Origin of the sequence: Bradyrhizobium sp. AZCC 1719, assembly GCF_036924525.1 — a bacterium.
Taxonomy (GTDB): Bacteria; Pseudomonadota; Alphaproteobacteria; order Rhizobiales; family Xanthobacteraceae; genus Bradyrhizobium.
Genome location: NZ_JAZHRU010000001.1, coordinates 2,999,472 through 3,023,916 on the forward strand (window position 1 = coordinate 2,999,472; position 24,445 = coordinate 3,023,916).

Sequence of the window (24,445 nt, forward strand, 5' to 3'; positions counted from 1 at the left end):
TGGTCTCGGCGTTATCGCGCGCCGATCGCCTTGAATTTACGAACCTGTTCGGTAAGCGCCCGCTCCACCGGCAGGCGCTCCATCGAGGAGGCGCCATAGAAGCCGTGGCACTTGCGCGTATGTTTCATGATGAAATCGGCGTCGGCCGGCTCGGCGATCGGGCCGCCATGGGCCAGGACCAAAATGTCCGGATTGACGCTGAGCGCGGCTGCCGCCCAGGTGTCGATCTGTTCCGGACAGTCTTCGAGCTTCGGCGCAGTGTGCGCCCCAATCGCGCCGCCGGTGGTCAGGCCGAGATGGCAGACGATGATGTCGGCGCCCGCGATCGCCATTGCCGCGGCTTCGCTCTCGCTGAACACATAGGGCGTCGTCAGCATATCCTTGTCGCGCGCCTTGGCGATCATGTCGATCTCCAGCGCATAGGACATTCCGGTTTCCTCGAGATTGGCGCGGAATACGCCGTCGATCAGGCCGACGGTCGGAAAGTTCTGCACGCCGGCAAAGCCCAACGCCTTCAACTGATCGAGAAAACTGTCCATGTCGCGGAACGGGTCGGTGCCGTTGACGCCCGCCAGTACCGGCGTCCGGGTGACGACGGGGAGCACTTCGCCGGCCATCTCCAGCACGATCGCGTTGGCGTCGCCATAGGGCATCAGCCCGGCGAGGGAGCCGCGGCCGGCCATGCGGTAGCGGCCGGAATTGTAGATCACGATCAGGTCGACGCCGCCGGCTTCCTCGCATTTGGCCGATAGGCCGGTGCCCGCGCCGCCGCCGACGATCGGCTCGCCCTTGGCAGCCATGTTGCGAAACTTCTTCAGGATGGCTGAACGTTCGAACTTCGCCATGGTCACCTCGCGACTTTCCGACGTGTCCCCGGGCGTCCGACCAGAGGACGGAGCGCGTTGACGATGGCGGATGCAAATTCGGGTTCGTTGATGTGGCGCCTGATGCGGATGAGCTGGCGGTTGCCGGTCTGGCGCACGCTGCGTTCCAGCGCTGTAAACAGCGCCGCGTCGGCTTCCGGATCCCAGAACGGCTGGCTAGGGGCGTCGAGCGCCGAGACGCCGCCTTCCGGAAGGAAGAAGCGCACCGGCCCGTCCATCCGGTTTAGTTTTTCGCCGATCCAGCGGCCGATGCGGTCGTTCTCTTCCGGCGTGGTGCGCATCAAGGTCACCTGCGGATTGTGAACGTGGAATTTGCGCTGGCGATAGCGTTCGGGAATGGTGTCGGGCGCGCCGAAATTGACCATATCGAGCGCGCCGACCGAGCCGATGAAGGGCACGCGGCTGCGGATGATCGCGCCGAAGCGATCGTCGGTTGCCGGGAACACGCCGCCCATCAGGAGATCGCAGACTTCCGTCGTCGTGAGATCGACGACGGCCGCGAGCATTCCGGAATCGACCAGCTTCTCCATCGAACGGCCGCCGACGCCGGTGGCGTGGAAGACGAGGCATTCGAAATCGCTGCGCAGATCGGCCGCGATCTTCTGCACGGCCGGTGTCGTCACGCCGAACATGGTGATGCCGACAGCGGGCAACGCAACCCGTGCGTTATGCTCGGCCGCGCTTTGATTTTCGAGACGCGCCTTCACCATGCCGGCGATGGCGTTGGCGCCGTTCGCGAGCACGGCACGCGAGATCGAATTAAGCCCCTGCACGTCGGTGACCGAATACATCATCGTGATATCGGCAGGCCCGACATAAGGGCCGACGTCTCCCGATGCGACGGATGAGATGATGAGTTTCGGTACGCCGACGGGAAGGCCGCGCATGCCCGGCGCGACCAGCGAGGCGCCGCCGGAGCCGCCGGCTGAAATAATGCCTGCGACATTGCCCTGACGGCGCAGCCAGTTGGCGAACGCATCGGCCATCGCGGTCACTGACGCGCCGCGATCGGAGCCGAACACGCTCGACCCGCCGCGGCCATGGTTGAGCGCGATTTCCTGGGCGGAGACGTCGCAGGTGGAAAGCCTGCCGCTGGTGGAGACGTCGACCAGGCGCGTCCGCAAACCGTGACCGGCGATCACGTCGCGGATGAAGCGCAGCTCCTCGCCCTTGGTATCGAGGGTGCCGACGATCAGCACGACGGGCGGTCCCGTTACGTTTTGCAGGCCGGCGCCGGCTTGGCGTTTCTGCCGTGCGGCGTCTTCAATCCGGGTGAGGCCCGTCGAAAGCGTGCGCGCGGCTGCCTCGATGCGCGCAATCGGTGCCGGCTGCGACCAGCGCGTCGGCAGCGTGGGATTGGAGATATAGATCCGGATTGGCGCCGTGCTCGGGGCGCGCGGCGGCGAGGGACGCGCCTTCTCCGCGCTCGCATCGATAGTTTCGATATCCGTTTCCGGCTCGGCGTGGACACCAACGACTCCAACACCGAGCAGCCGTTGTTGCAATTCGCGGTCGGCGGCAAGGCGCGCGGAGTCGATGATGCGATTGATGCGGCCATTGACCATGATCGCGACGTTCTTCGAAATCGCGGTGGCGACGCCGATATTCTGCTCGATCACCAGCACCGACATCTCGCCGTCTTCGGCAAGCCGCACCAGCATTTCCTCGACCTGGGCGACGATGACAGGCGCCAGCCCTTCGGTCGGCTCGTCCATGATGAGGAGATGCGGATTGGTCAGAAGCGCGCGCGAGATCGCCAGCATCTGCTGTTCGCCGCCCGAGAGCTGGCCGCCACCATGATCTTTGCGCTCGGCAAGGCGGGGAAACGTCTCGTAGATGCGATCGATGGTCCAGACGCCGCGCCGCATCCCGGCCGCCAGCCGCAGATGTTCGTCGACGCTGAGCGAGCGCCACAGCCGTCGCCCTTGCGGAACGTAACCAACGCCTGCTTGCGCGATCCGCGCCGGGCTGAGGCGGGTGATATCCTCGCCGCGGACGCGCACCGAACCACCGCTCGCCCGCAGCAAGCCCATGATGGTCTTGCACAGCGTGGTCTTGCCCATGCCGTTGCGGCCGACCACCGAGAACACGCCGGAATCCAGCGTCAGCTCGACGCCCTGCAGCGCATGGGAATGGCCGTAGTAAACGTCGAGGCCCCTGACTTCGAGGGCGGGTGCGGAGCGGCGGATCTCACTCATGGCCTGCTGCCCCCAGATAGAGTTCCTGCACCTCCGGGTCGGCTTCGATCTCGTGCGGCAGGCCTTCCTTGAAGACACGGCCGTTGTGCATCATCGTGACGCTTTCGACGACGCGAAGCGCGACATCCATGTCGTGCTCGATGATGATGTAGCCGATGTGGGCGGGCAGCGACGTCAGGATATCGATCAGTTCGCGCCGCTCGGTGGGGGAGAGGCCCGCGGCCGGTTCGTCGAACAGAATGAAGCGCGGCGCACCAGCGAGCGCGAGCGCGATCTCGAGCTGCCGCTGCTGGCCATGGGCGAGTTCCGCGACCCGCTGCTCCCTCAGGGGTGTCAGGTGCACCGCCTGGATCAGCGCCTCTGTCGCATGCATGAGGGCGTCGTTCGCGCCCGGGCGCAGCGGAGAGAACCGTCCGCGAGAAACGCCGCGGCAGGCGAGATAGACGTTGTCCCTCACCGTAAGGCCGGGGAACAGCGCCGATATCTGGTAGGTGCGGCGCAAGCCGCGCCTGATACGCTCATAGGGCGGGAAGTGGGTAATGTCCTCGCCGAAGAAGCGGATGGTGCCCGAGGACGGCGGAAAGTCCCCGGTCACGCAATTGAACAGTGTCGTCTTGCCGGCGCCGTTGGAGCCGAGCACGGCGCGGCGTTCGCCCGGGCGAACCGTAATGGTGACGTCGGTCAGCGCCGCGAGCGCGCCGAACAGCCGCGTTACGCCGCGCAGCTCCAGCGCGGCGCCGGCGCCGACGGCAGAAAAGCGTGGCGCGGCGCTATCCATGGCCGTGGCCTCCGCCCGCGCGTTTATCGACGGCCGCTGCGCCGCGGCGCCACCGCTCCCATAGCCCGACCACGCCATCCGACGACCAGAACACGATGGCGAGGAAGCCGAGGCCGATCAGCAGCCGGAAGCGGTTGCCGTCGAGCCCGAGCTTGACCAATAGATCGAGCGCAAAGGTGCGCAGGATGACGAAGATGAAGGCGCCGATGAACGGTCCGATGGGGCGGGTGATGCCGCCGACCACGGCGATGATCAGGATGTCGATGCAGGCGCCGACGCTGACCGAGCCGGGCGAAATCTGCCGGTAGTTCCAGACCTGCAGGACGCCGCCGAGTGCGGCGATGAAGGCTGCGAAGGCGTAGGCTGCCACGCGGTGCGCGTTGACATTAAAGCCAAGGGCGGCCATGCGGCGGGGATTGTCGCGCACGCCCTGCAGCGCGAGGCCGAAAGGCGCGCGCGAGACATATTGAACGGCGAAGTAGCAAAACGCCGCGACGCCCAGCGTGACGTAGTAGAAGGGAATATCGGAGCGCCAATCGACGCCCCAGAAGCGCGGCGTAGCGATGGTGTTGATGCCGGTGTGGCCGCCGAAGATCGCCCAGTTCTGATTGGTGAAGTAGTAGAAGGCCGCGCCGATCGCGAGCGTGATCATGATGGTGTAGATGCCCTCGGTGCGCACCGCGAGCGCGCCGCCGAGCGTGCCGAAGGCAGTGGCCAGAATGAGCGCCATCGGCGTTGCGAGCCACCACGGCCAGCCGAGGCTGATATTGGTGTTGGCACTCATGCCGAACACCGCAACCATGTAGGCGGCAAAGCCGGCGACGGTGAGCTGCATCAGGCTGACCATGCCGCCATAGCCCGCCAGGAACATCAGGCTGAGGGCTACGGTCCCGAGGATCAGCGTCGTGGCAAAGATCTCGATCAGGAAGAAGCCGTTGGCGATGAACGGCATGATCAAGAGGATCACGGCCACCAGCCAGACAGCCGGCTTGTTGAACTCCGGCCATGCCAACAACGCCGCGCGCGCTTTTGCCGGTTGACTGGTCTGAGGATGGGCGCCCTGGAGCAGCGACATGTCAGCGCCTCGCAAGGAGGCCCTGCGGCCGCAGCGCCAGCACCAGCACCATGATGAGGAAGGTCACGACGATTGCATAAGTCGGGATGTAGACGGAGCCGAGCTGCTCGGCGAGGCCGATGATGACGGCGCCCAGCGCCGCGCCCGGGATCGATCCCATGCCGCCGACGATGACGACGACGAGGGAAGCCAGCAGAAAGCGGGTATCTTCGCCGGGCGAAAGCGACTGGAAGGTTCCTCCGACGACGCCCGCGATGCCGGCGAGGCCGGCGCCCAGCGCGAACACGGCAACGAAGACGAGCTGGATCGGCACGCCGGTCGCCGCGAGCATGTCGCGGTCATCGACGCCAGCGCGCACCATCATGCCGACGCGGGTTCGGTTGAGCGCCAGCCACATCGCGATGCCGATCACAATCGCCGCGACCAGGATCACGAGCCGCACCAGCGGATAGCGCAGATAGACCGCCTCACCCGACGATCTGACCGCGGTGACCAGCGGCAATTCGATCGGGCCGATCAGCCAGCTCGGCGTCTGGATCTGATAGAAGTCACCGCCGAAGGCCCACAGCATCAGATCGGCAAACACGATCGAGAGCCCGATCGTGACCATGGTCTGGCGCAGATCCTGCCCTTCCATGCGGCGAAAGACGACGATCTGCAGGACGATGCCGACCAGCGCCACACCGACAAACGCGATGATGAAACCGAGCACCCATGAACCGGTCCAGGCGCTGATGGCGTAACCGATGTAGCCGCCGAACAGATAAAGCGAGCCATGCGCCAGATTGACGTTGCGCATCAGCCCGAAGATGAGCGTGAAGCCGCTGGCCACCAGGAAGTAAAGGCTGCCGAGCGTGATGCCGTTGAACAGGGCGTTGAGAAAGACCCGCTTCCTGCCGATCGCCTCTTCGAGGCCGGGCGGCCAGACGGCAAGGATCAGCCACAACAACACCGCGACCGCGATCAGCAGGATCAGCGCCCATGCCGGATGGCGTTCGATGAATCGTGTCACGGTAGCAGCCCGGCCGTCGCCATACCATCCTCCCAGACGCCGCGGCCGTTTCGGCTCGCGTTTTGGGGCATCCTAACGGCGCCGCGGACCTTGCACTTGATTGTCAGTATCTTTTCGCACCAGGTGCGCTCAAGGGCGCAAGACTTTGGCGGCGCGGCGGTATTCAGTCGGCGCCATCCCGACATTGGCCGCGAAGAAGCGGGTGAAACCGCTCTGGGAGGAGAAGCCGAGATCGAAGCCGATATCGGCGATCGGCACTTCGGTCGCGACCAGGGCGTCCAGCGCCTGTTCCATGATCAGTGTATTGAGATAGAGGTTCGGCGTGACGCCGGTCTGGGTGCGGAACAGCCGGTAGAAGTGCGGGCGCGATAGCCCGGAGGCCCGCGCGATCGAATCCAGCTCGATCTCGGCGCCCGGGCTTTCGGACATCAGCTTGATGGATTTGCGAACGCGAAAGTCGGTGACGGCGGTGGCGGTGCGCGTCTCCTGCACCGGCTCGAACGTCTGCCAGCTTTCGTCATAACAACTGTCGATCAACTGCCTGAGCTCGCAGTCTAGGCTGCTCAGCGAAGGCGCGCCGCACACCAGCGCGGCAGAGCGGCGAATATGCCTGTCGAGCGTGGCCGTACGCTTAAAGCAGGTGCGGCCGAACCGCAGGCTGTGGGCGCGGGCCGCATCGGGGGCGAACCATTCGGCGTTGACGTAAAGGACGAAGAAGATCGCCCCGTTCTCCATGTCCGTCGGGACAAAATTGTGCGGTTCCCAGGGGTTGACGGCAACAATGGAGTCTTCCGCAAGCAGCCAGCGCTCATCGCACACATCAATGCGTGCTGGCGTTCCACCGACATGAAAAATCAGGTGCCCTTCGCGATGCGCGTGCATGTTGAAGGGGCGGTTCAACTGATAGACCGTCGCGCGACCGAACCGGCCGTGGAAGACGGCGAGAGCCTTGCTCATGCCTTCCCTCCCGCGGGATGTTCTTGTCTTTTCAACCAGCGTTCAACATCCGCCGCGAGAATGCAAGGGAAGATCAAGGGAAGGTCACGTCCGGCCCGGGCCCCGGCACGACCGGGGCCCGTTCGCAAATGCGAAGAACTCAGTATTTCTTGCACTCCGGAACCGTCCGGCTCGGCAGGCCGATCTTTGAGAACACTGCCGGGTCGTAGCCGAGCGTCTGGTTCACGTTCGGAATGACCTTCACAACCTTGCTGAACAAGGCGCCCTTGCCGTCATCCACCACCTCGGTGACGAAGTTGGTTCCGATCGCCTGGCGGTTGGAGTCGAGCTTGATCTTGCCGTTGGGCGCGTCGAGCTCGATCTTGGCGAGGGCTTCCTTGAGCTTCGCCTGGTTGTTGCTGAGGTCGCCATTGACCTGACGCAGCGCCAGGATGAGCGCCATCGTCGAGTTGTAGTAGTTGGTGGCGAGCAGTGACGGGCTGGGGAACCGCTTGTTCGGCGGGAAGGCGTCCTGATAAGCCTTCACGAATTTCTGCCAGCCTGCATCCTCCCAGGTATCGGCCTGACCGCTCGCCGCGATGGTGCCGAGCAGCGCATTCTTGGCGTTACCCTTGGCGGAGAGGATGGTCTGGTCGACCATGATCGAGCCGCCCATCAGATGCGCCTTGCCGCCAGCCTGCTGATACTGGTTCAGGAAATTGACGGCATCCGCGCCGCCAAGGCCGAGATAGATCGCATCGACGTCGTCGGGCAGGGCGGCGATGACGGAGGCAAAGTCCTTGGTGCCGAGCGGCACCCATTGCCGGTTGGTGACCTGTCCGCCGGCGCCGCAGAACTCGAGCACCAGCCCGAACACCTGCGTGTAGATGAACGAATAGTCTTCGCCCACCGTTGCGATTTTTCGGTAACCCTTGGTGTCGTAAGCGTATTTGCCGAGGCCTACCTGCCACTGGGCGCCATCCATGTTGTAGCGGAAGAAGTTCGGCGCCGGATCGACATAAGTGGTTTCCTGCGCGCCGGAAGCAGCGTTCACAAAGGTCAGCTCGGGGCGCGTCTTGGCAAAGTTCTTGACCGCAATGCCTTCGTCACCGGACAAGGGCGAAAGCAGGACATGGACCTTGTCCTGTTCGATCAGCTTGCGCACGGCACGAACCGCGGAGTCGGGCGTGGCATCCGTAGAGGCAATGATGAATTCGATTTCCTTGTCGCCGACCTTCTTGCCGAGCGTGTTGATCGCGGTTTGATGCCCGCGGATTCCGTCCTCGCCGAGCACCGTATAGGTACCTTCGAGGGTCGCGGTGACGCCGACCTTGATCTTCTCTTGAGCTAAGGCGGCGCCGGAAAGCAACAGGCTGCTCAGCGCGACCAGTCCCGCACAGCTTCTAAACATCGAACCCCTCCCTTGTATCGCCAGTTTTTCTATAGGTCGTTCCGAAATCGCCATGCCCTTCACAGTGCATTGCGACCGGGACCGCCGGGCGAAAAACTAGCCGATGACTGAGGCGGCGCGCGCAGCTTCGCCCGCTGCAACTTGACCGGTAGTCTCATTTTGCATGCTGCGCCGCGACGAGATTTGCGGCGATTCAGGGCGCAAGGCCACAGGCAGGTTTGAAGATGCTGCGGGAACGCACGAGGTCTTCCGAGCCGAGGCGGGCGAAGCCTAGCCGGCCGGCTGCCAGCCACGGAGCCAAAGCGCAGATGCGAAAATGCCCCTGGAAACGATCGAGCCCGCGGCAACGCCGGCGGTACACCGGTCATTCCCGATGATCTGCCGTTTTGGCTTGACCGCGGTGTGCAGTGTTTCTACGTCCATCCGGATTCGTTCTTCGCATCGGACTGGCAGGCGTCAAGGTGCTCGGACGGCAGTGGGACCCGCCCGCACACAAGGAGAAGATCTCGCCGTGGCATTTGAACTGTTCAATCTAGCCGGCAAACGAGCGCTCGTCACAGGATCGTCCCAGGGGATCGGCCTCGCCATCGCGCGAGGGCTCGCCGAGCATGGCGCCTCCGTGGTCCTGAATGGACGGGAGCGCAGCAAGCTTGAGGCCGCCGCCGCAAGCTTGACCGCAGCCGGGCACAAGGTTGCGGTCGCCGGTTTCGACGTCACCGTCGCCGAGGATGTCCGCGAAGGAGTTGCGACAATCGAACGGACGGATGGGGCGATCGATATTCTCGTCAACAACGCCGGCATGCAGTTTCGCACGCCGCTTGAGGATTTCCCGGCGGAGAAGTGGGAGCAACTCCTCAGGACCAATGTCTCGAGCGCCTTCTATGTCGGCCAGGCTGTCGCGCGCCACATGATCCCGCGCGGAAAGGGCAAGATCATCAACATCGCCTCGGTTCAGAGCGAGTTGGCCCGCCCGGGCATTGCCCCGTACACCGCTACCAAGGGAGCGATCAAGAATCTCACGCGCGGCATGTGCGCCGATTGGGCCAAGCACGGACTGCAGATCAATGCCATCGCGCCGGGTTACTTCAAGACCCCGCTGAATCAAGCGCTGGTCGACGATCCCCAGTTTTCAGCGTGGCTGGAGAAGCGGACGCCGGCCTCGCGCTGGGGCAACGTGGACGAACTGATCGGCGCCGCCGTCTTTCTGTCGGGAGATGCCTCGTCCTTCGTCAACGGGCATACGCTTTATGTCGATGGTGGTATCACGACCTGTCTTTAATTGTTGGCCCTTCGCCTGACCGCGCACGCAAGGCACTGAACGTATCGACCTTGATTTCGGCGCTTGAGCCATCGGCGAAGGAAAGGTTTACCGGATGGAAGCCGATATCCAACGTCAACTGGTCCGACCCGTCTCCGAAGGACACTGTCGCGACGTTTCCTGATATCGTGACGTTCATATTCTCGGCCGACAAGCCCGCGCCCAGTTTGATGGTAACGTCGCGGTTGGTGAAGACGGTATCCTTGCCGTCGCCGGCGTTGAACAGGATTGTGGAGCCCCGGTCAGCGCGAATTGTATCGTCGCCCGTACCGCCGCTGACGATCGTTCCGTTGTCCGCATCGACGGTGTCGTTACCGGCACCGCCCTCGACATAACTGCCGACGAGAGCTGAGATGGAATCATTACCGTCACCACCATAGGCGCGGCTGTCGGACCATACCGAGATCGTGTCATTCCCTGCGCCGCCGTCGACCAGGCTCTCCGACCAGGCGCTGATCGTGTCGTTTCCGGCTCCGCCCATCGTCACGGTATTTGACCAGGCGCGTACCATGTCGTCGCCGTCGCCGGCATCCACGGCGCTATCGGACCAGACGTCGATCTGGTCGTTGCCGGCGCCGCCATAGACAGCCGATCCCGACCAAGCACGGAGCGAGTCATTACCCGCGCCACCATCGACAACGCTATCGGACCAGGCATCGATCGTATCGTTGCCGTCGCCGCCATCGGCGAGAGTCTTGCTCCAACCGGACAGCGCGTCGTCGCCGTCGGTCCCCGGCCGATATGACATTCCCAGTTCCTGCAACCGCAGCAAGAACGCCTGCACCACCGGCGATTGCCCGATGCTGCCGGTGGACGGGGTTGCAGGTCCGCCTTGCGATTTCTCGTTCGATGAAGCCTGATGGTTGGACGCCAGCGTGGCCAAAAGCCTGGGCGGCTCCGGCGGCTGCGGCAACGACCAGGGTCGGAACGATGGGGAAAGAGGATTGTAGAGCACTCTCATGGCGGCATTTCCAAACCCAGTTGCCGCCCTCTGCAAGCGGCGACATGCTGTGAAGATGCCTGAACGGTATCGCGATGCTCCTAAGAAATAATTACTCGTCTACCTAAGGATGTATCGAAGGATGCTTGTCGGCAGCATTATTATTTCGGGTGAGTGAGCGTCGTCTGCGAAAATAGCAGCGTCCGGCAATCAACGCCGGACGCTGCGAGCGCGCGACAATGTGGTCTTACTTCTTATAGGCGGCGATCACGGCTTCACCGTCGGCGCCCGCCTTCTTGAGCCAGTCGGCCGTCAACTGCTCGCCGATCTTCTCGAGGCCGGACTTCAGCGCCGGAGGTGGCGGCAGCACTTTCATTTTGTTGGCCTGAAGCTGTTCGAGATACCACTTCGCCTTTTCTTCTGCGAGCTTCCAGCCGCGCTCTTCGGCGACTGCCGCGGCCTTCAGGATCGCGTCCTGCGTCGGCTTGTCGAGCGCGTCGAACGCCGCCTTGTTCACGAAGGTGACGTTCTTCGGAATCCAGGCTTGCGTATCATAGAAATGCGTCATGGTTTCCCACGACTTGCTGTCGTAGCCGGTCGAGCCCGAGGTCATGAACGCGTTCACAACGCCGGTGGCCAGCGCCTGCGGCAGTTCCGCCGCCTGGATGGTGACGGGTTGCGCGCCGACGAGTTCGGCGATGCGCGAGGTGCCGACGTTATAGGCGCGCCACTTCAGGCCTTTCATATCCTCGACCGTGTTGAGGTCCTTCTTGGCATAAATGCCCTGTGGCCCCCACGGCACCGCGAACAGAAGCATCAGTCCCTGCGAGGCGAGCTTCTTTTCGATGGCAGGCTTCGAGGCGAGCCACAGCTTCTTGGCTGCCGGATAGCTCGTCGCCAGGAAGGGGATTACGTCGATACCGAACATCGGATCTTCGTTCTCGTGCAGCGAAATCAGAACCTCGCCGGCCTGCGCCTGGCCGGTGGCGACCGCGCGCTTGATTTCCGGCGCCTTGAACAGCGACGCGGCGGGATGCACGGTGATCTGCAGCTTGTTGCCGGTGGCATCGGCAACGTCCTTGGCGAACGCGATCAGATTCACCGAATGCGGATTGTCCGCCGGATAGGCCGCCGGAAGATTCCATTTTGTCTGCGCCATTGCGGGGGCGGCCAGCGCCGCGATGCAGGCGGCCAATGCGTACGTCTTTATAAGTCTGAACATGACAATACCTTTCTCTAGCCAGGGAACGCGATCCGCGGCAGCACCATCACGATATCAGGAAAGACCGTGATGAGGGCAACCGCCAGAACGAGCAAGAAGAAGAACGGCAGGGCCGCCTTGGCGACGGTGTTGGAATCCTTGCCGCTCATGGTCTGCAGGACGAACAGGTTGAAGCCGACGGGCGGAGAGACTTCCGCCATTTCCACCACCAGCACCAGGAAGATTCCGAACCAGACCAGATCGAAGCCGGCCTGCTTTACCATCGGGATGACGATGGCGGTCGTCAGCACGATCATGGAGATGCCGTCGAGCGCCGTGCCGAGCACGACGTACATCACGGTCAGCGCCGCAATCAGCGCATAGGGGCTGAGCTGGAGGCCGTTCACCCAGTTCGCGAGCGCCATCGGGATGCCGGTATAGGCCATCGACGTGCCCATGTAGGAGGCGCCCGCCAGGATCAGCAGGATCATGCAATTGACCCGCGTCGCGCCCATGACGCTCGCCCAGAACGATTGCCAGGTCAGCGCGCCCTGCCACCATGCAATCGCGAGCGATCCCAACACGCCCCAGGCCGCGCATTCCGTCGCCGTCGCCCAGCCCATCAGCAGCGACAGAAAGACGAAAATGATCAGCAGCAGGCAAGGAATGAGATTGAGCGACTCGGCAACACGCCTGCGAAAGCTCATGGACGGTTCGGCTGGCGGCGTGTTTCTCGGATTGGCGAGCGACCAGATCGCGATGTAGCCGGAATAGAGCGCCATCACCAACATACCCGGCAGAAACCCGGCGAGGAAGACCTGAATGATGGAGACGTTCGCCTGCACGGCGTAGACCACCATGGTGATCGACGGCGGGATGAGAATGCCGAGCGTGCCCGCGCCTGCCAGCGAGCCGAGGCTCAAGCCTTCGTCATAGCCGCGCTTCTTCAATTCGGGCAGGGCGATCTTGGCAACCGTGGCGCAGGTCGCGGCTGATGATCCCGAGACCGAACCGAACACGCCGCAGGCGAGGACATTGACGTGCATGAGCCGGCCCGGCAGCCAGTTCAGCCACGGCGCAAACCCGCGGAACATTTCCTCCGACAGGCGCGTGCGGAACAGGATTTCGCCCATCCAGATGAAGAGTGGCAACGCTGCGAGCGACCAGGATGCGCTGTTGCCCCACACAGTCGTCGCCAGCACGCTGCCGGCCGGAATGCCGCCGGCGGCGAATTGCATGCCGGCCCATCCCGTCGCCATCAGCGCGACGGCGATCCAGACGCCGGCGCCAAGTAGCAGCGCCAGGAATCCGAGCAGGATGGCGGCGATGGAAAGCAGCTCCATCTCAGACCCCGCTCTGCATGGCACGCTCGATGATTTCCTCGGCGCTCTGCGCCTTCGGTAATTCGTAGCGCGGCGCAAAGCCGCGCAGCACATGGATCAACTCATCCACGAAGGCGATGAAAAGAATCGCGAGGCCGCCGCTGTAGCCGAGCTGCGGAATCCACAGTGGCACCGCGATGACGCCCTGCGAAATGTCGGAAAACTTCCACGACTGCCAGGTCATGATCGCGGCATGCCAGGCGAAAAAGCCGATGAAGCCGACACCGACCAGGAGGGCTGCGATCTCGACATAATGGCGCACATTATCGTTGAGGCGGTCGATCAACAGGCCGACGCGGATCATCTCGCCGTGCTTGAACGTATGCGCGAGCCCGAGGAAGGCGGTCGCCGCCATGCACCAGGAGATGAAATCGTCGCCCGCTGGAATATTGATGCCAAACGGCCGGCCGCCCGACAGCAGCAGCATCAGGACGAAAATCGCAATGAGGAAAAGTCCGGCGAGATAGCCGGAGAAAAGGTAGAGCCGATCGAGAAACACGCGGATCATAATGAGTCCTTACCCCTCGCACGCATACTGCCCGGAAGCAATAGACGTACCACTTCCCGTGATTGTTACCTGCCGGAAAAGGCCCGGTCGCCCCTGGCCGAGCCGAAATCTGACGACTGAAATCAGTCCCCAGACGACAAGGACAGGTTTTCGGAGTTGCGCCGGAACGTCAAGGCGGGGGAATCGGATCCTGCTGATCCGAGTCCGGTATGGTGAGTTGCGATCGCTGGCTGGCTTCCGCTGGACGGTGGCAACTTGAGGATGTATAGGGACCCAGTATGCATTTGCCGTAGGTCATTTGACGGTTGCGGTCGAGAAGTCTTCGTTCGGCTGCATCTCATATTTGTTTCAGGGCGGTCGCTCATTGAGATTGTAAGCTCAGCGATGGCGGCCGTTGCAGCGCTGATGGGGTCATTATGAAGTTGCAAGACAGTGAGCGTGAGGCATTGCATAACTCGGCCGTTCTTCTCAAGTTTGCTGCCGAGAGCCCCAAGACGACCCCCGACGATATTGTCTCGTCGTTGGTCGCGGCGTGGGACGCAGCCGATCAGAATCAGTGGTCGCCTGCGATATCAATCCAGTTTTGGACGGCATACAGCAAGCTTTGTGATCTCATAAAGCCAATCTCTATGGACACGGTGTCCATGATCCAACCAGCCGCAACTCCCCAGAATAGCTGGTGGGACTGGTGGACGGACGGCCGATCCCGAGCACAAATTCACGCCCGGAGGTATTTGATCCTCTTGTTGTTCCTGGTGACGTGTGCCGTGGCATTTGGATTCATAGCGGGCACTTCGGGCAAACTCAGCGAGGATATCGAGAAGCTCATGGCGGAGGGCGACGTACTTGCTCCCCAGATCAGCTCGCAAATTTCGGACGTCAAGATTGATCTCGATGGTCTAAACGCGGAAGCCGGATCCTTGATGCTCGATCTCGACGATAAGCACATCACCAAGGAAACGAGACAGAAGATCGACGATCTGCGAGCGAAGCTCCAAACGCTGTACTGGATATCGGATCAGCTTAATTCCAAGGTCAGTGCGATTTCGACGGTCACCAGCTTCAAGCCTATTCACTACGAGGTGGGTGACCTTTCGCGACTTCCCGTCTTGGATAATGGCTACGACAATGTCAGAAACTACTATCGGACGCGCCGGCAAATTCGCGAAGCGCAGCAAAAAGTGGCGCTCTTGAACGGGATCTACAATGCACTCGTTCCGCTTTTGTTGGGTGCGGTCGGTGCAGGGACTTATGTGCTCCGGCTGACGTCGGAGCAAATCAAGGACACGACGTTCGCGTCCTCGTCTCCGATCAGGCATGTCGTCCGCATTGCGCTTGGAAGTCTCGCCGGTCTGGCGATCGGGCTCGGTGGGTTCAACAATGAGCTTAACCTGTCGTCTGCCGCCTTGTCGTTCTTAGCAGGATATGCGGTCGAGCCGGTTTTCTCGACGTTGGACGGGATCGCTGAGAAGTTCAGGCGGACTTAGGGAGAAACGGAGGCGGTTCAATCTCCGCGGTGATGAAGGGCAGTCTTTGCCTTTGACCGGACGGAATCTTGGCCCGCGTCCTCCTCTAGCGCCAGGCGTCATTGAAGAGCGCGTCAGCCGCGACTGGCGCGGCCCGACGGCCGGGTGAGACGTATCCGACGGTGGGTGCGGGGCAGAAACTGCTTGCCCCTGGCGCTGAGGAAATCGAGCATCGCCTGCGCCGGCGGCAGCAACACCTTGTCCTTGCGTGCAAGCGCGAACCACTGCCGCACGATCGGCAGGCCATCGACGTCCAGGGTGACCAGGCGCCGTTCGTCGAGCTCGGTCGCGACCGTGTGCGCAGAGAGAAAGGCGATGCCCAGCCCTGCGATCACCGCCTGCTTGATGGTCTCGTTGCTGCTCATGGCGAGGCCGATCTTGGGGCGGATACCCGACGTCTCGAACAATTGCTCCATCAGCCCGCGCGTTCCAGACCCCGGCTCGCGCGTCAGGAAGGTTTCGCCGGCAAGCTCGCGCGGCGCGATGCGGGATTTCCGCGCCAGCCGATGCGCGGTCGGCGCGATGATGACGTGGGGATGATCGCCGATCAGGTGGACGTTCATGTCGATGTCGGCGGGCGGGCGGCCCATGATCGCGAAGTCGAGATCGTAGCCGCGTAGTGCCTCGCCGACCTCCTGACGGTTGCCGATCGAGAGCGTGATTTCGACGTTCGGATAGAGCTTCGAGAATCCGGAGATCATGAACGGCACGAAATATTTCGCGGTCGAGACCGCGCCAATCGAGATGCGGCCCGCGGTCTTTCCCGCCATCATCTCCAACGTGGTCTCGCAGTCGGTGATCGCCGCCTCGATCCGCTCGGCGAGCGCCAATACCTCGCGCCCGGCATCCGTCAGCAGCATGCCGTCGCCGGTGCGCTGGATCAGCGGCAATCCTGCGACCGCCTGCAGGTTGCGTAGCTGCAGCGTTACCGCGGGCTGTGTCAGGTATAGCTGCTTCGATGCCGCGGTCACCGACCGGTGCTTCTGCACGGCGGCCAGCGCGCGCAATTGGCGGATGGTCAATTCGCGCAACAAACGGCCGGCCATGGCACGCCTCCATTATAACAAAAACTTTGCTCAGGCCAAAGATAACAAAATTTCCCTAATTCGGCAAACTGCGCTTGCTTAAGAGCGCGGGTCGCCGATCGGCGGACGCTTCGACAGCGCCGAGAGAGCGCACCGGGAGACGGCCATGGACGAACGCGTGACGCTGCGTTCACATCTCGAGAAGTCTATTGCGCAGATCCCGCATGGCGCGGCGGTCGGTGCGGTGATCGAGGCCATTGCCACTGCTGCAATCGAGCTCGCCGCGCTGATTGCGAATGGGCCGCTCGCTGATATCACCGGACGAGACGGCGGCATCAATTCCGACGGCGACCGGCAGAAAGACATCGACATCGTCGCCGACGAAATGATGCGCCGTGCGCTGCGCGACGCGCCGGTGGCGGCGGTCCTTTCCGAGGAGGCGGCGCTGCCGGAAACCTTGCGGCCCGAGGCGCACCTGTGCGTTGCGATCGATCCGCTCGACGGATCGGCCAATCTCGAAAACAACATCTCGATCGGCACCATCTTTTCGATCCGCCCGAGAGGCAATGACATCCTTTCGACTTTCTTTGAGCCCGGCACGGCGCAATGCGCGGCGGGATTTTTCGTCTACGGTCCACAAACCACGCTGGTCCTCGCGCTCAACGCGCGCGTCGATATCTTCATTCTCGACCGGCGCGCGGGGGAATTTCTGCTAATCCGGCAGGCCGTGCAGGTCGCACGCGATACGCCGGAGTTCGCCATCAACGCGTCCAATCGCCGGCACTGGCATGGTCCCGTTCGCGCCTACATCGATGAATGTCTCGCCGGTACCAGCGGTGGCGGCGAGGCGGATTTCAACATGCGCTGGATCGGTTCGCTGGTTGCGGAATCGCTTCGCATTCTGGCGCGCGGCGGCGTGTTTCTCTATCCGGCCGATGCCCGCCCCAGCTATCGCGAAGGGCGGATTCGCCTGCTGTACGAGGCCCATCCGATGGCGCTGGTAATGGAATGGGCGGGCGGCGCGGCCTCGACCGGACGGCGGCGAATTCTGGAAGTGGCTGCGAGAACGCCGCACCAGCGAGTGCCGCTGATCATGGGTTCTTTGCGTGGCGTGCGCGACATCGCTGCCATTCACGAAAGGATCGAGCCGATGTTCGACAATAGCGATGCGCCGCTGTTCGCGCGGCGCGGCCTGTTCCGCTGACGGAGCATCACGATGTCGCGGGCTCATCCCATCATATCGATCACGGGTTCGTCGGGCGCCGGCACCACGTCGGTGAAGAAGACGTTCGAGCAGATTTTCCGCCGCGAAAAGGTGGTTGCGGCCTACATCGAAGGCGATGCCTTCCATCGTTACAATCGTTTCGAGATGCGCACCAAAATGCTGGAGGAGGCCGAGCGCGGCAACAAGCATTTCAGCCATTTCAGTCCGGAAACCAACTTGTTCGAGGAACTCGAAAAAGTGTTTCGCGATTACGGTGAATCCGGCACCGGAATGACGCGTCATTACGTCCACGACGACGAAGAGGCGAAGCTGTACGGCGCCAAGCCAGGTACATTCACCGAATGGGACCAATTGCCGGCAGGCTCCGACTTGCTGTTTTACGAAGGGTTGCACGGCGCGGTCGTGACCGATAAGGTCAACGTGGCGCAGCATGCCGATCTCAAGATCGGCGTGGTGCCGGTGATCAACCTGGAATGGATCCAGAAGCTGCATCGCGATCGTCGCGACCGCGGCTATACCGCCGAGGCGGTGACCGACACCATCCTGCGGCGAATGCCGGATTATGTGAACTACATCTGTCCGCAGTTCGCCGAGACCGACATCAATTTCCAGCGCGTGCCGACCGTCGATACGTCGAACCCGTTCATCGCGCGGTGGATTCCGACGCCCGATGAATCGATGGTGGTGATCCGCCTCAAGAATCCGCGCGGCATCGATTTTCCCTATCTGCTGTCGATGATTCCGCACAGCTTCATGTCGCGCGCCAATTCGATCGTGATCCACGGGGCAAAGCTCGACCTGGCGATGCAGCTCATCCTCACACCACTGATCCTGCAACTGATGGAACGCAAGAGGCGCACGATATGAATGCTCCCGCTCTGTCCCGCATAGCCAGCCGCCCGGATCTGTCACACGCAGAGATGGCCAACGCGATACGCTTCCTGGCGATCGACGCCGTTGAAAAGGCGAAGTCCGGTCATCCGGGCATGCCGATGGGTATGGCGGACGTCGCGACCGTTCTGTTTTCGCGCTTCCTCAAATTCGATCCTTCGGACCCGGCGTGGCCGGATCGCGACCGCTTCGTGCTGTCGGCCGGCCACGGCTCGATGCTGCTGTATGCGCTTCTGCACCTGACGGGCTACGAAGGCATGACGCTGGATGAGCTCAGGGCCTTCCGGCAGTGGGCGTCGAAGACGCCCGGACACCCCGAATATGGCCATACGGCGGGCGTCGAGACGACCACCGGACCTCTCGGGCAGGGCATCGCCACGGCCGTCGGTATGGCGCTGGCCGAGCGGCTGATGAACGCCCGTTTTGGCGACGACTGCGTTGACCATTACACCTATGTAATCGCCGGCGACGGCTGCCTGATGGAGGGGATCAGCCACGAGGCGATCTCGCTGGCCGGGCATCTCAGGCTCAATCGCCTGATCGTGCTGTTCGACGACAACGAAATCTCGATCGACGGCGCCACGTCGCTGTCATGTTCGGATGATCAGCTCGCTCGGTTCAGGGCCGCGGGTTGGTCGGCCAGCCGAATCGACGGCCACGATCCCGAAGCGATCGCGGCCGCGATCGAGCGGGCACGCAACAGCGACCGGCCGTCGCTGATAGCCTGCCGCACAATCATCGGCTTCGGTGCGCCGAACCGTCAGGGTACCGAGAAAGTCCATGGCGCGCCGCTGGGTGGCGAAGAAGCCGCCAAAACGCGCGATGCGTTGAACTGGCCGCACGCGCCGTTCGAGATCCCGGAAGCCGTGCTCGCGCAGTGGCGTCGGGCAGGCCGCCGCGGGCATGCCGCGCGCCGCTGCTGGATCGAACGGACCAAGCGTCTGAGTTCGGATTCCCGTTCGCCATTTCACGATGCGCTGAATCGCAACCTGCCATGCAGCTATGCGCAAGCGATGACAAAGCTGCGCGATGACTTCGCAGCCGAGCGGCCGAATATTGCCACCCGGCAGGCGTCGCAGCGCGTGATTGATGCAATCGCAGAGGCACTGCCCAATCTGCTCGGAGGCTCGGCGGATCTCACGCATTCCAACCTGACGCGGGCCAGGACCCAGCGACCGGTACAGCCCGGCTCATTTGCAGGCAGCTATGTTCACTATGGCGTCCGCGAGCACGCCATGGCGGCGGCGATGAACGGCATCGCGCTGCATGGCGGCTTCATCCCCTATGGCGGCACGTTCCTCAGCTTCGCCGATTACAGCCGTCCGGCGATCCGGCTGGCAGCGCTGATGAATATTCGCGTCATCCATGTGATGACGCACGACTCCATCGGGCTGGGCGAGGATGGTCCCACCCACCAGCCGGTCGAACATCTGGCATCGCTTCGAGCGATCCCCAATCTGCTGGTCTTCCGACCGGGCGATGCCGTCGAGACCGCCGAGGCGTGGGACTGCGCGCTACGGGCGCAGGCCAGTCCGTCCGTGCTGTGTCTGTCGCGGCAAGCGCTGCCTGCCTTCCGTGAAGGCGGTGGCGGCAATCTGGTCGCACGCGGCGCCTATGTCGTCGTCGAGCCGGAGAGCGGACGCGATGTCACGCTGATTGCGACCGGGTCGGAGGTCTCGATCGCCATCGCGGCTGCGAAAACGCTCGCAAAGGACAATGTCCGCGCGGCCGTCGTCTCGGCCCCGTGCTTCGAACTGTTTCGTCGGCAGTCGCACGAGTACCGGGCGGAGGTTCTTGGAGATGCCCCGCGGATCGGGGTCGAAGCAGCGGTTGAAGGAGAATGGGCGCGCTGGCTCGGCGACGGCGGCGAATTCGTCGGTATGACCGGCTTTGGCGCATCTGCGCCGGCGGAAACGCTTTACCGCGAATTCGGCATCACCGAGAACGCCGTCGCCATAGCGGCCATGCGCTGCATCGCGCGGTCAAGGATGGCGGCAACCTGGGCATGACGGTCACACGAGAGCAATGATACGGAGACTGCGATGGCGCTGATAACGCTGAGGCAATTGCTGGATCATGCCGCAGAGCGTGGCTATGGCGTGCCGGCATTCAACATCAACAACATGGAGCAGGGCCTTGCCATCATGGAGGCGGCGTCTGCCGTCGATGCGCCCGTCATCATCCAGGCCTCGCGGGGCGCGCGCTCCTACGCCAACGATATCATGCTGGCGAAGATGATCGAGGCGCTGGAAGAGATGTATCCGCAGATCCCGCTCTGCCTGCACCAGGATCACGGCAACGAGGAATCGACCTGCGCCACCGCGCTGCAGCACGGCTTCACTTCGGTGATGATGGATGGCTCGCTGATGGCCGATGCCAAGACCCCGGCGAGCTACCAGTACAACGTCGACATCACCCGCCGCGTGGTCGACATGGCGCACTGGATCGGCGCCTCGGTCGAAGGCGAATTGGGCGTGCTCGGCTCATTGGAGCATGGCGGCGGCGAGCAGGAGGACGGCCATGGCGTCGAAGGCGAGGTCAGCCACGACCAGTTGCTGACCGATCCGGATCAGGCGGTCGACTTCGTTCGCGCCACCAAGGTCGATGCGCTGGCGATCGCGATGGGGACTTCGCACGGCGCTTACAAGTTTTCGCGCAAGCCGGACGGTGACATTCTTGCCATGAGGGTGGTCGAGGAAATCCATCGCCGGCTGCCCAATACGCATCTGGTGATGCACGGCTCGTCCTCGGTGCCGCAGCCGCTGCAGGACGCATTCAACCAGTTCGGCGGCGAGATGCCGCAGACCTGGGGCGTGCCGGTCGAGGAAATCGTCCGCGGCATCAAGCACGGTGTCCGAAAGGTCAATATCGATACCGACTGCCGGTTGGCGATGACCGCGGCGTTCCGCAAGGTCGCAACGCAGAGCAGGAGCGAGTTCGACCCGCGCAAATTTCTGAAACCGGCGATGGATGGCCTGCGCGATCTTTGCCGCGAGCGCTTCGAGCAATTCGGCACGGCGGGGCATGCGTCGGAGATCAAGGTCATCCCATTGGCCGAGATGGCGCGACGCTACCGCTCGGGCGCACTCGATCCACGAATCGGAGGAATAGCCGATGCCGCCGAATGAGCTGACGACACGTTCGACCCCGACCAGTCGCCGCACACCACCCCAGGAGAGCGATATGAACATGCACTCGATGACTGTCCGCGGCAAGGATCGCTATAAATCCGGCGTCCTCGAATACAAGAAGATGGGCTATTGGGAGCCCGACTACGAGCCCAAGGACACCGACATCATCGCGCTGTTCCGCGTCACGCCGCAGGATGGGGTCGATCCGATCGAGGCATCGGCCGCGGTTGCCGGCGAATCCTCGACCGCAACCTGGACCGTGGTGTGGACCGACCGGCTGACGGCGGCGGAGAAATACCGCGCCAAATGTTTCCGCGTCGATCCCGTGCCGAATTCGCCGGGCCAGTATTTCGCCTACATCGCCTACGACCTCGACCTGTTCGAGCCCGGATCGATCGCCAATTTGTCGGCCTCGATCATCGGCAACGTGTTCGGCTTCAAGCCGCTGAAGGCATTGCGATTAGAGGACATGCGGCTGCCGGTGGCCTACGTGAAGACCTTCCAGGGGCCTGCAACAGGCATCGTGGTCGAGCGCGAGCGCATGGACAAGTTTGGCCGGCCGCTGCTCGGCGCCACGGTGAAGCCGAAGCTCGGCCTGTCCGGGCGCAACTACGGGCGCGTGGTGTATGAGGCGCTGAAGGGCGGCCTCGACTTCACCAAGGACGACGAGAACATCAACTCGCAGCCGTTCATGCATTGGCGCGAGCGGTTTCTGTATTGCATGGAGGCCGTCAACAAGGCGCAGGCGGCGACCGGCGAGATCAAGGGCACCTATCTCAACGTCACCGCCGGAACCATGGAAGACATGTACGAGCGCGCCGAGTTCGCCAAGGAACTCGGCTCGATCGTCATCATGATCGATCTGGTGATCGGCTACACCGCGATCCAGTCGATGGCCAAATGGGCGCGGCGCAACGACATGATTTTGCATCTGCATCGTGCCGGGCATTCCACCTATACACGGCAGCGCAGCCACGGGGTCTCGTTCCGGGTGATCGCGAAGTGGATGCGGCTTGCGGGCGTCGATCACATCCACGCCGGCACCGTGGTCGGCAAGCTCGAAGGCGATCCGGCGACCACGCGCGGCTATTACGACATCTGCCGCGAGGACTACAATCCGATGCGGCTGGAGCACGGCGTGTTCTTCGACCAGCATTGGGCGAGCCTCAACAAGCTGATGCCGGTCGCATCCGGCGGCATTCACGCAGGCCAGATGCATCAACTGCTCGATCATCTCGGCGAAGACGTGATCCTGCAGTTTGGCGGCGGCACGATCGGCCATCCGATGGGCATTCAGGCCGGCGCGACCGCCAACCGTGTAGCGCTGGAAGCCATGATTCTCGCGCGCAATGAAGGCCGCGACTATCTGCACGAGGGTCCTGAGATTCTCGCCAAGGCCGCAGAGACCTGCACGCCGCTGAAATCGGCGCTGGAGGTCTGGAAGGACGTCACCTTCAACTACGAATCGACCGATATGCCCGACTACGTGCCCACGCCCTCTGTCGCGATGTAAGGAGCGGAAATCATGCGCATTACCCAAGGCTGCTTCTCGTTTCTGCCCGATCTCACCGACGAGCAGATCTCGCGCCAGGTGCAATACTGCCTGGAGAACGGATGGGCGGTGAACATCGAATTCACCGACGATCCGCATCCCCGCAACAATTTTTGGGAAATGTGGGGATTGCCGATGTTCGACCTCCGCGACGCCGCCGGCGTGATGATGGAGCTGAACCAATGCCGCAAGGTGTATGGTGACAGATACATCCGGTTGTCGGCGTTCGATTCCAGTCACGGCTGGGAATCGGTGCGGCTGTCCTTCATCGTCAACCGACCGAAGGAGGAACCCGGCTTCCGCCTCGAGCGGCACGAAGTTGCCGGCCGCAACATCCGCTACACGACCAAATCATACGCCGCCGACCGCCCCGAGGGCCGGCGTTACGCTTAGCAAGTTACCCGGTCCGACAGACGAGTTCTCCCTGATCGTGCCTTGCGTCTGCCGGATGCACTGCTCCGTCGCTGTGGAAGCGGCGACGGAGTTTTTTTCAGACTGCGCGTGCATTGCGTCGAGGTTTGCCAGATGGACTTGGATACCGCCGACATGACAGACACGGTCAACCTCCGCGAGGAGCTCGAAGCCGTCGGCATCGAGGAAATCCTCACGCAGCTCGACCGCGAGCTGATCGGGCTGGTGCCCGTGAAAACCCGTATCCGCGAAATCGCATCGCTCTTGCTGATCGAACGTATCCGCAAGCGGCTTAACCTGACATCGGAGGTGCCGACATTGCACATGTCGTTCACCGGTAATCCCGGCACCGGCAAGACCACGGTGGCGCTGCGGATCGCGAGCATTCTCCACAGGCTCGGTTTCGTGCGTCGCGGCCAGGTGGTGTCGGTTACCCGCGATGAGCTGGTTGGGCAATATATCGGCCACACCGCGCCCAAGACCAAGGAGGTGCTGAAGAAGGCGATGGGCGGCGTGCTTTTCATCGACGAAGCCTATTATCTCCACCGGCCCGACAACGAACGCGACTACGGTCAGGAAGCGATCGAGATTCTGCTGCAGGTGATGGAAACCCAGCGCGAGGATCTCGTGGTGATTCTTGCCGGTTACGGCGATCGAATGGATAAGTTCTTCGCCAGCAATCCCGGCTTCCGTTCTCGCATCGCCCATCACATCGATTTTCCGGACTATTCGGAGCCAGAATTGCTTGCCATAGCCGAGCTGATGCTGCGCGACATGAACTACAAATTCAGCGCCGAGGCGCGTCAGGCGTTCATCCGCTACATCGCGCTGCGCAAGACCCAGCCGCTGTTCTCCAACGCGCGCTCGATCCGAAACGCGCTCGACCGCATGCGCCTGCGCCAGGCCAATCGTCTCGTTGCCAATCTCGATCGTGTGCTGACGGCTGACGATATCATGTCCCTGGAGGCGTCAGACGTGCTCGCCAGCCGGGTCTTTCTGAAGGACCAGTCGACGGTTCGCTCCGAGTGAAGAGGAACAAGG

At 62.7% G+C, this 24,445-nt stretch carries 21 protein-coding genes; 9 read left to right on the top strand and 12 right to left on the bottom strand.

The window, feature by feature from the left end; translation table 11 throughout:
• Positions 1–11 precede the first annotated feature (11 nt).
• The 7 genes from V1292_RS14235 to V1292_RS14265 form a co-directional block, all read right to left on the bottom strand.
• A complete protein-coding gene (locus tag V1292_RS14235) occupies positions 12–845 on the bottom strand; it encodes a phosphoenolpyruvate hydrolase family protein (RefSeq protein ID WP_028347174.1) in 834 nt (277 codons plus the stop codon).
• Between the two features lie 2 nt (positions 846–847).
• The gene (locus V1292_RS14240; protein ID WP_334373317.1) at positions 848–3,082 is read right to left on the bottom strand and encodes an ABC transporter permease; all 2,235 of its coding nucleotides are present in this window, start codon (positions 3,080–3,082) and stop codon (positions 848–850) included.
• A complete protein-coding gene (locus V1292_RS14245) occupies positions 3,075–3,860 on the bottom strand; it encodes an ABC transporter ATP-binding protein (RefSeq protein WP_334373319.1) in 786 nt (261 codons plus the stop codon). Before V1292_RS14245 ends, V1292_RS14240 begins: the two co-directional genes overlap by 8 nt.
• Positions 3,853–4,935: a branched-chain amino acid ABC transporter permease gene (locus V1292_RS14250; protein ID WP_334373321.1), complete on the bottom strand. Its 1,083-nt coding sequence runs from the start codon at positions 4,933–4,935 to the stop codon at positions 3,853–3,855. Before V1292_RS14250 ends, V1292_RS14245 begins: the two co-directional genes overlap by 8 nt.
• 1 nt (position 4,936) lies before the next feature.
• The gene (locus V1292_RS14255; protein WP_334373323.1) at positions 4,937–5,947 is read right to left on the bottom strand and encodes a branched-chain amino acid ABC transporter permease; all 1,011 of its coding nucleotides are present in this window, start codon (positions 5,945–5,947) and stop codon (positions 4,937–4,939) included.
• Between the two features lie 129 nt (positions 5,948–6,076).
• Positions 6,077–6,904 (bottom strand): AraC family transcriptional regulator, encoded by an 828-nt coding sequence (locus tag V1292_RS14260; protein WP_334373325.1) that lies wholly within the window; start codon positions 6,902–6,904, stop codon positions 6,077–6,079.
• 139 nt (positions 6,905–7,043) lie between these two features.
• On the bottom strand, positions 7,044–8,294 hold the full coding sequence (locus tag V1292_RS14265; RefSeq protein WP_334373327.1) for an ABC transporter substrate-binding protein: 1,251 nt from the start codon (positions 8,292–8,294) through the stop codon (positions 7,044–7,046).
• Between the two features lie 511 nt (positions 8,295–8,805).
• Between V1292_RS14265 and V1292_RS14270 the strand changes: the two genes are divergently transcribed.
• Positions 8,806–9,573: an SDR family oxidoreductase gene (locus tag V1292_RS14270; protein WP_334373329.1), complete on the top strand. Its 768-nt coding sequence runs from the start codon at positions 8,806–8,808 to the stop codon at positions 9,571–9,573.
• On the opposite strand, the gene V1292_RS14275 is transcribed toward V1292_RS14270, so the two are convergent.
• The 4 genes from V1292_RS14275 to V1292_RS14290 all read right to left on the bottom strand — a co-directional run bounded on the left by V1292_RS14275 (position 9,557) and on the right by V1292_RS14290 (position 13,643).
• Positions 9,557–10,399: a calcium-binding protein gene (locus V1292_RS14275; protein WP_334373331.1), complete on the bottom strand. Its 843-nt coding sequence runs from the start codon at positions 10,397–10,399 to the stop codon at positions 9,557–9,559. The two genes, V1292_RS14270 and V1292_RS14275, sit on opposite strands and share 17 nt — an antisense overlap.
• 400 nt (positions 10,400–10,799) lie before the next feature.
• Entirely contained in the window at positions 10,800–11,774 is a 975-nt protein-coding gene (locus tag V1292_RS14280) for a TRAP transporter substrate-binding protein (RefSeq protein WP_334373332.1), read from the bottom strand.
• A 14-nt stretch (positions 11,775–11,788) separates the two neighbouring features.
• Positions 11,789–13,096 (bottom strand): TRAP transporter large permease, encoded by a 1,308-nt coding sequence (locus tag V1292_RS14285; protein WP_334373334.1) that lies wholly within the window; start codon positions 13,094–13,096, stop codon positions 11,789–11,791.
• 1 nt (position 13,097) lies between these two features.
• Positions 13,098–13,643 carry a TRAP transporter small permease gene (locus tag V1292_RS14290; protein WP_334373336.1) on the bottom strand — a complete coding sequence of 182 codons (546 nt, stop codon included), beginning with the start codon at positions 13,641–13,643 and terminating at the stop codon, positions 13,098–13,100.
• 416 nt (positions 13,644–14,059) lie between these two features.
• On the opposite strand from V1292_RS14290, the gene V1292_RS14295 reads away from it, so the two are divergent.
• Positions 14,060–15,130 (top strand): hypothetical protein, encoded by a 1,071-nt coding sequence (locus V1292_RS14295; RefSeq protein WP_334373337.1) that lies wholly within the window; start codon positions 14,060–14,062, stop codon positions 15,128–15,130.
• A 113-nt stretch (positions 15,131–15,243) separates the two neighbouring features.
• On the opposite strand, the gene V1292_RS14300 is transcribed toward V1292_RS14295, so the two are convergent.
• Positions 15,244–16,215, bottom strand: a complete 972-nt coding sequence (locus tag V1292_RS14300; RefSeq protein WP_334373339.1) for a LysR family transcriptional regulator — start codon at positions 16,213–16,215, stop codon at positions 15,244–15,246.
• A 145-nt stretch (positions 16,216–16,360) separates the two neighbouring features.
• Between V1292_RS14300 and V1292_RS14305 the strand changes: the two genes are divergently transcribed.
• The 7 genes from V1292_RS14305 to cbbX all read left to right on the top strand — a co-directional run bounded on the left by V1292_RS14305 (position 16,361) and on the right by cbbX (position 24,433).
• Positions 16,361–17,398, top strand: coding sequence for a class 1 fructose-bisphosphatase (locus V1292_RS14305; RefSeq protein ID WP_334373341.1), 1,038 nt, complete (start codon positions 16,361–16,363; stop codon positions 17,396–17,398).
• Between the two features lie 12 nt (positions 17,399–17,410).
• A complete protein-coding gene (locus tag V1292_RS14310) occupies positions 17,411–18,286 on the top strand; it encodes a phosphoribulokinase (protein ID WP_334373342.1) in 876 nt (291 codons plus the stop codon).
• Complete coding sequence (tkt, locus tag V1292_RS14315) at positions 18,283–20,319, top strand: transketolase (protein ID WP_334373343.1); 2,037 nt, start codon at positions 18,283–18,285, stop codon at positions 20,317–20,319. Before V1292_RS14310 ends, tkt begins: the two co-directional genes overlap by 4 nt.
• A gap of 33 nt (positions 20,320–20,352) precedes the next feature.
• Positions 20,353–21,438, top strand: a complete 1,086-nt coding sequence (gene fba, locus V1292_RS14320) for a class II fructose-bisphosphate aldolase (RefSeq protein ID WP_334373344.1) — start codon at positions 20,353–20,355, stop codon at positions 21,436–21,438.
• Between the two features lie 55 nt (positions 21,439–21,493).
• The gene (locus V1292_RS14325; RefSeq protein WP_334373345.1) at positions 21,494–22,954 is read left to right on the top strand and encodes a form I ribulose bisphosphate carboxylase large subunit; all 1,461 of its coding nucleotides are present in this window, start codon (positions 21,494–21,496) and stop codon (positions 22,952–22,954) included.
• A gap of 12 nt (positions 22,955–22,966) precedes the next feature.
• Positions 22,967–23,386, top strand: a complete 420-nt coding sequence (locus tag V1292_RS14330) for a ribulose bisphosphate carboxylase small subunit (protein ID WP_334373346.1) — start codon at positions 22,967–22,969, stop codon at positions 23,384–23,386.
• Positions 23,387–23,539: 153 nt separating this feature from the next.
• The gene (gene cbbX, locus V1292_RS14335; protein ID WP_334373348.1) at positions 23,540–24,433 is read left to right on the top strand and encodes a CbbX protein; all 894 of its coding nucleotides are present in this window, start codon (positions 23,540–23,542) and stop codon (positions 24,431–24,433) included.
• Positions 24,434–24,445 lie beyond the last annotated feature (12 nt).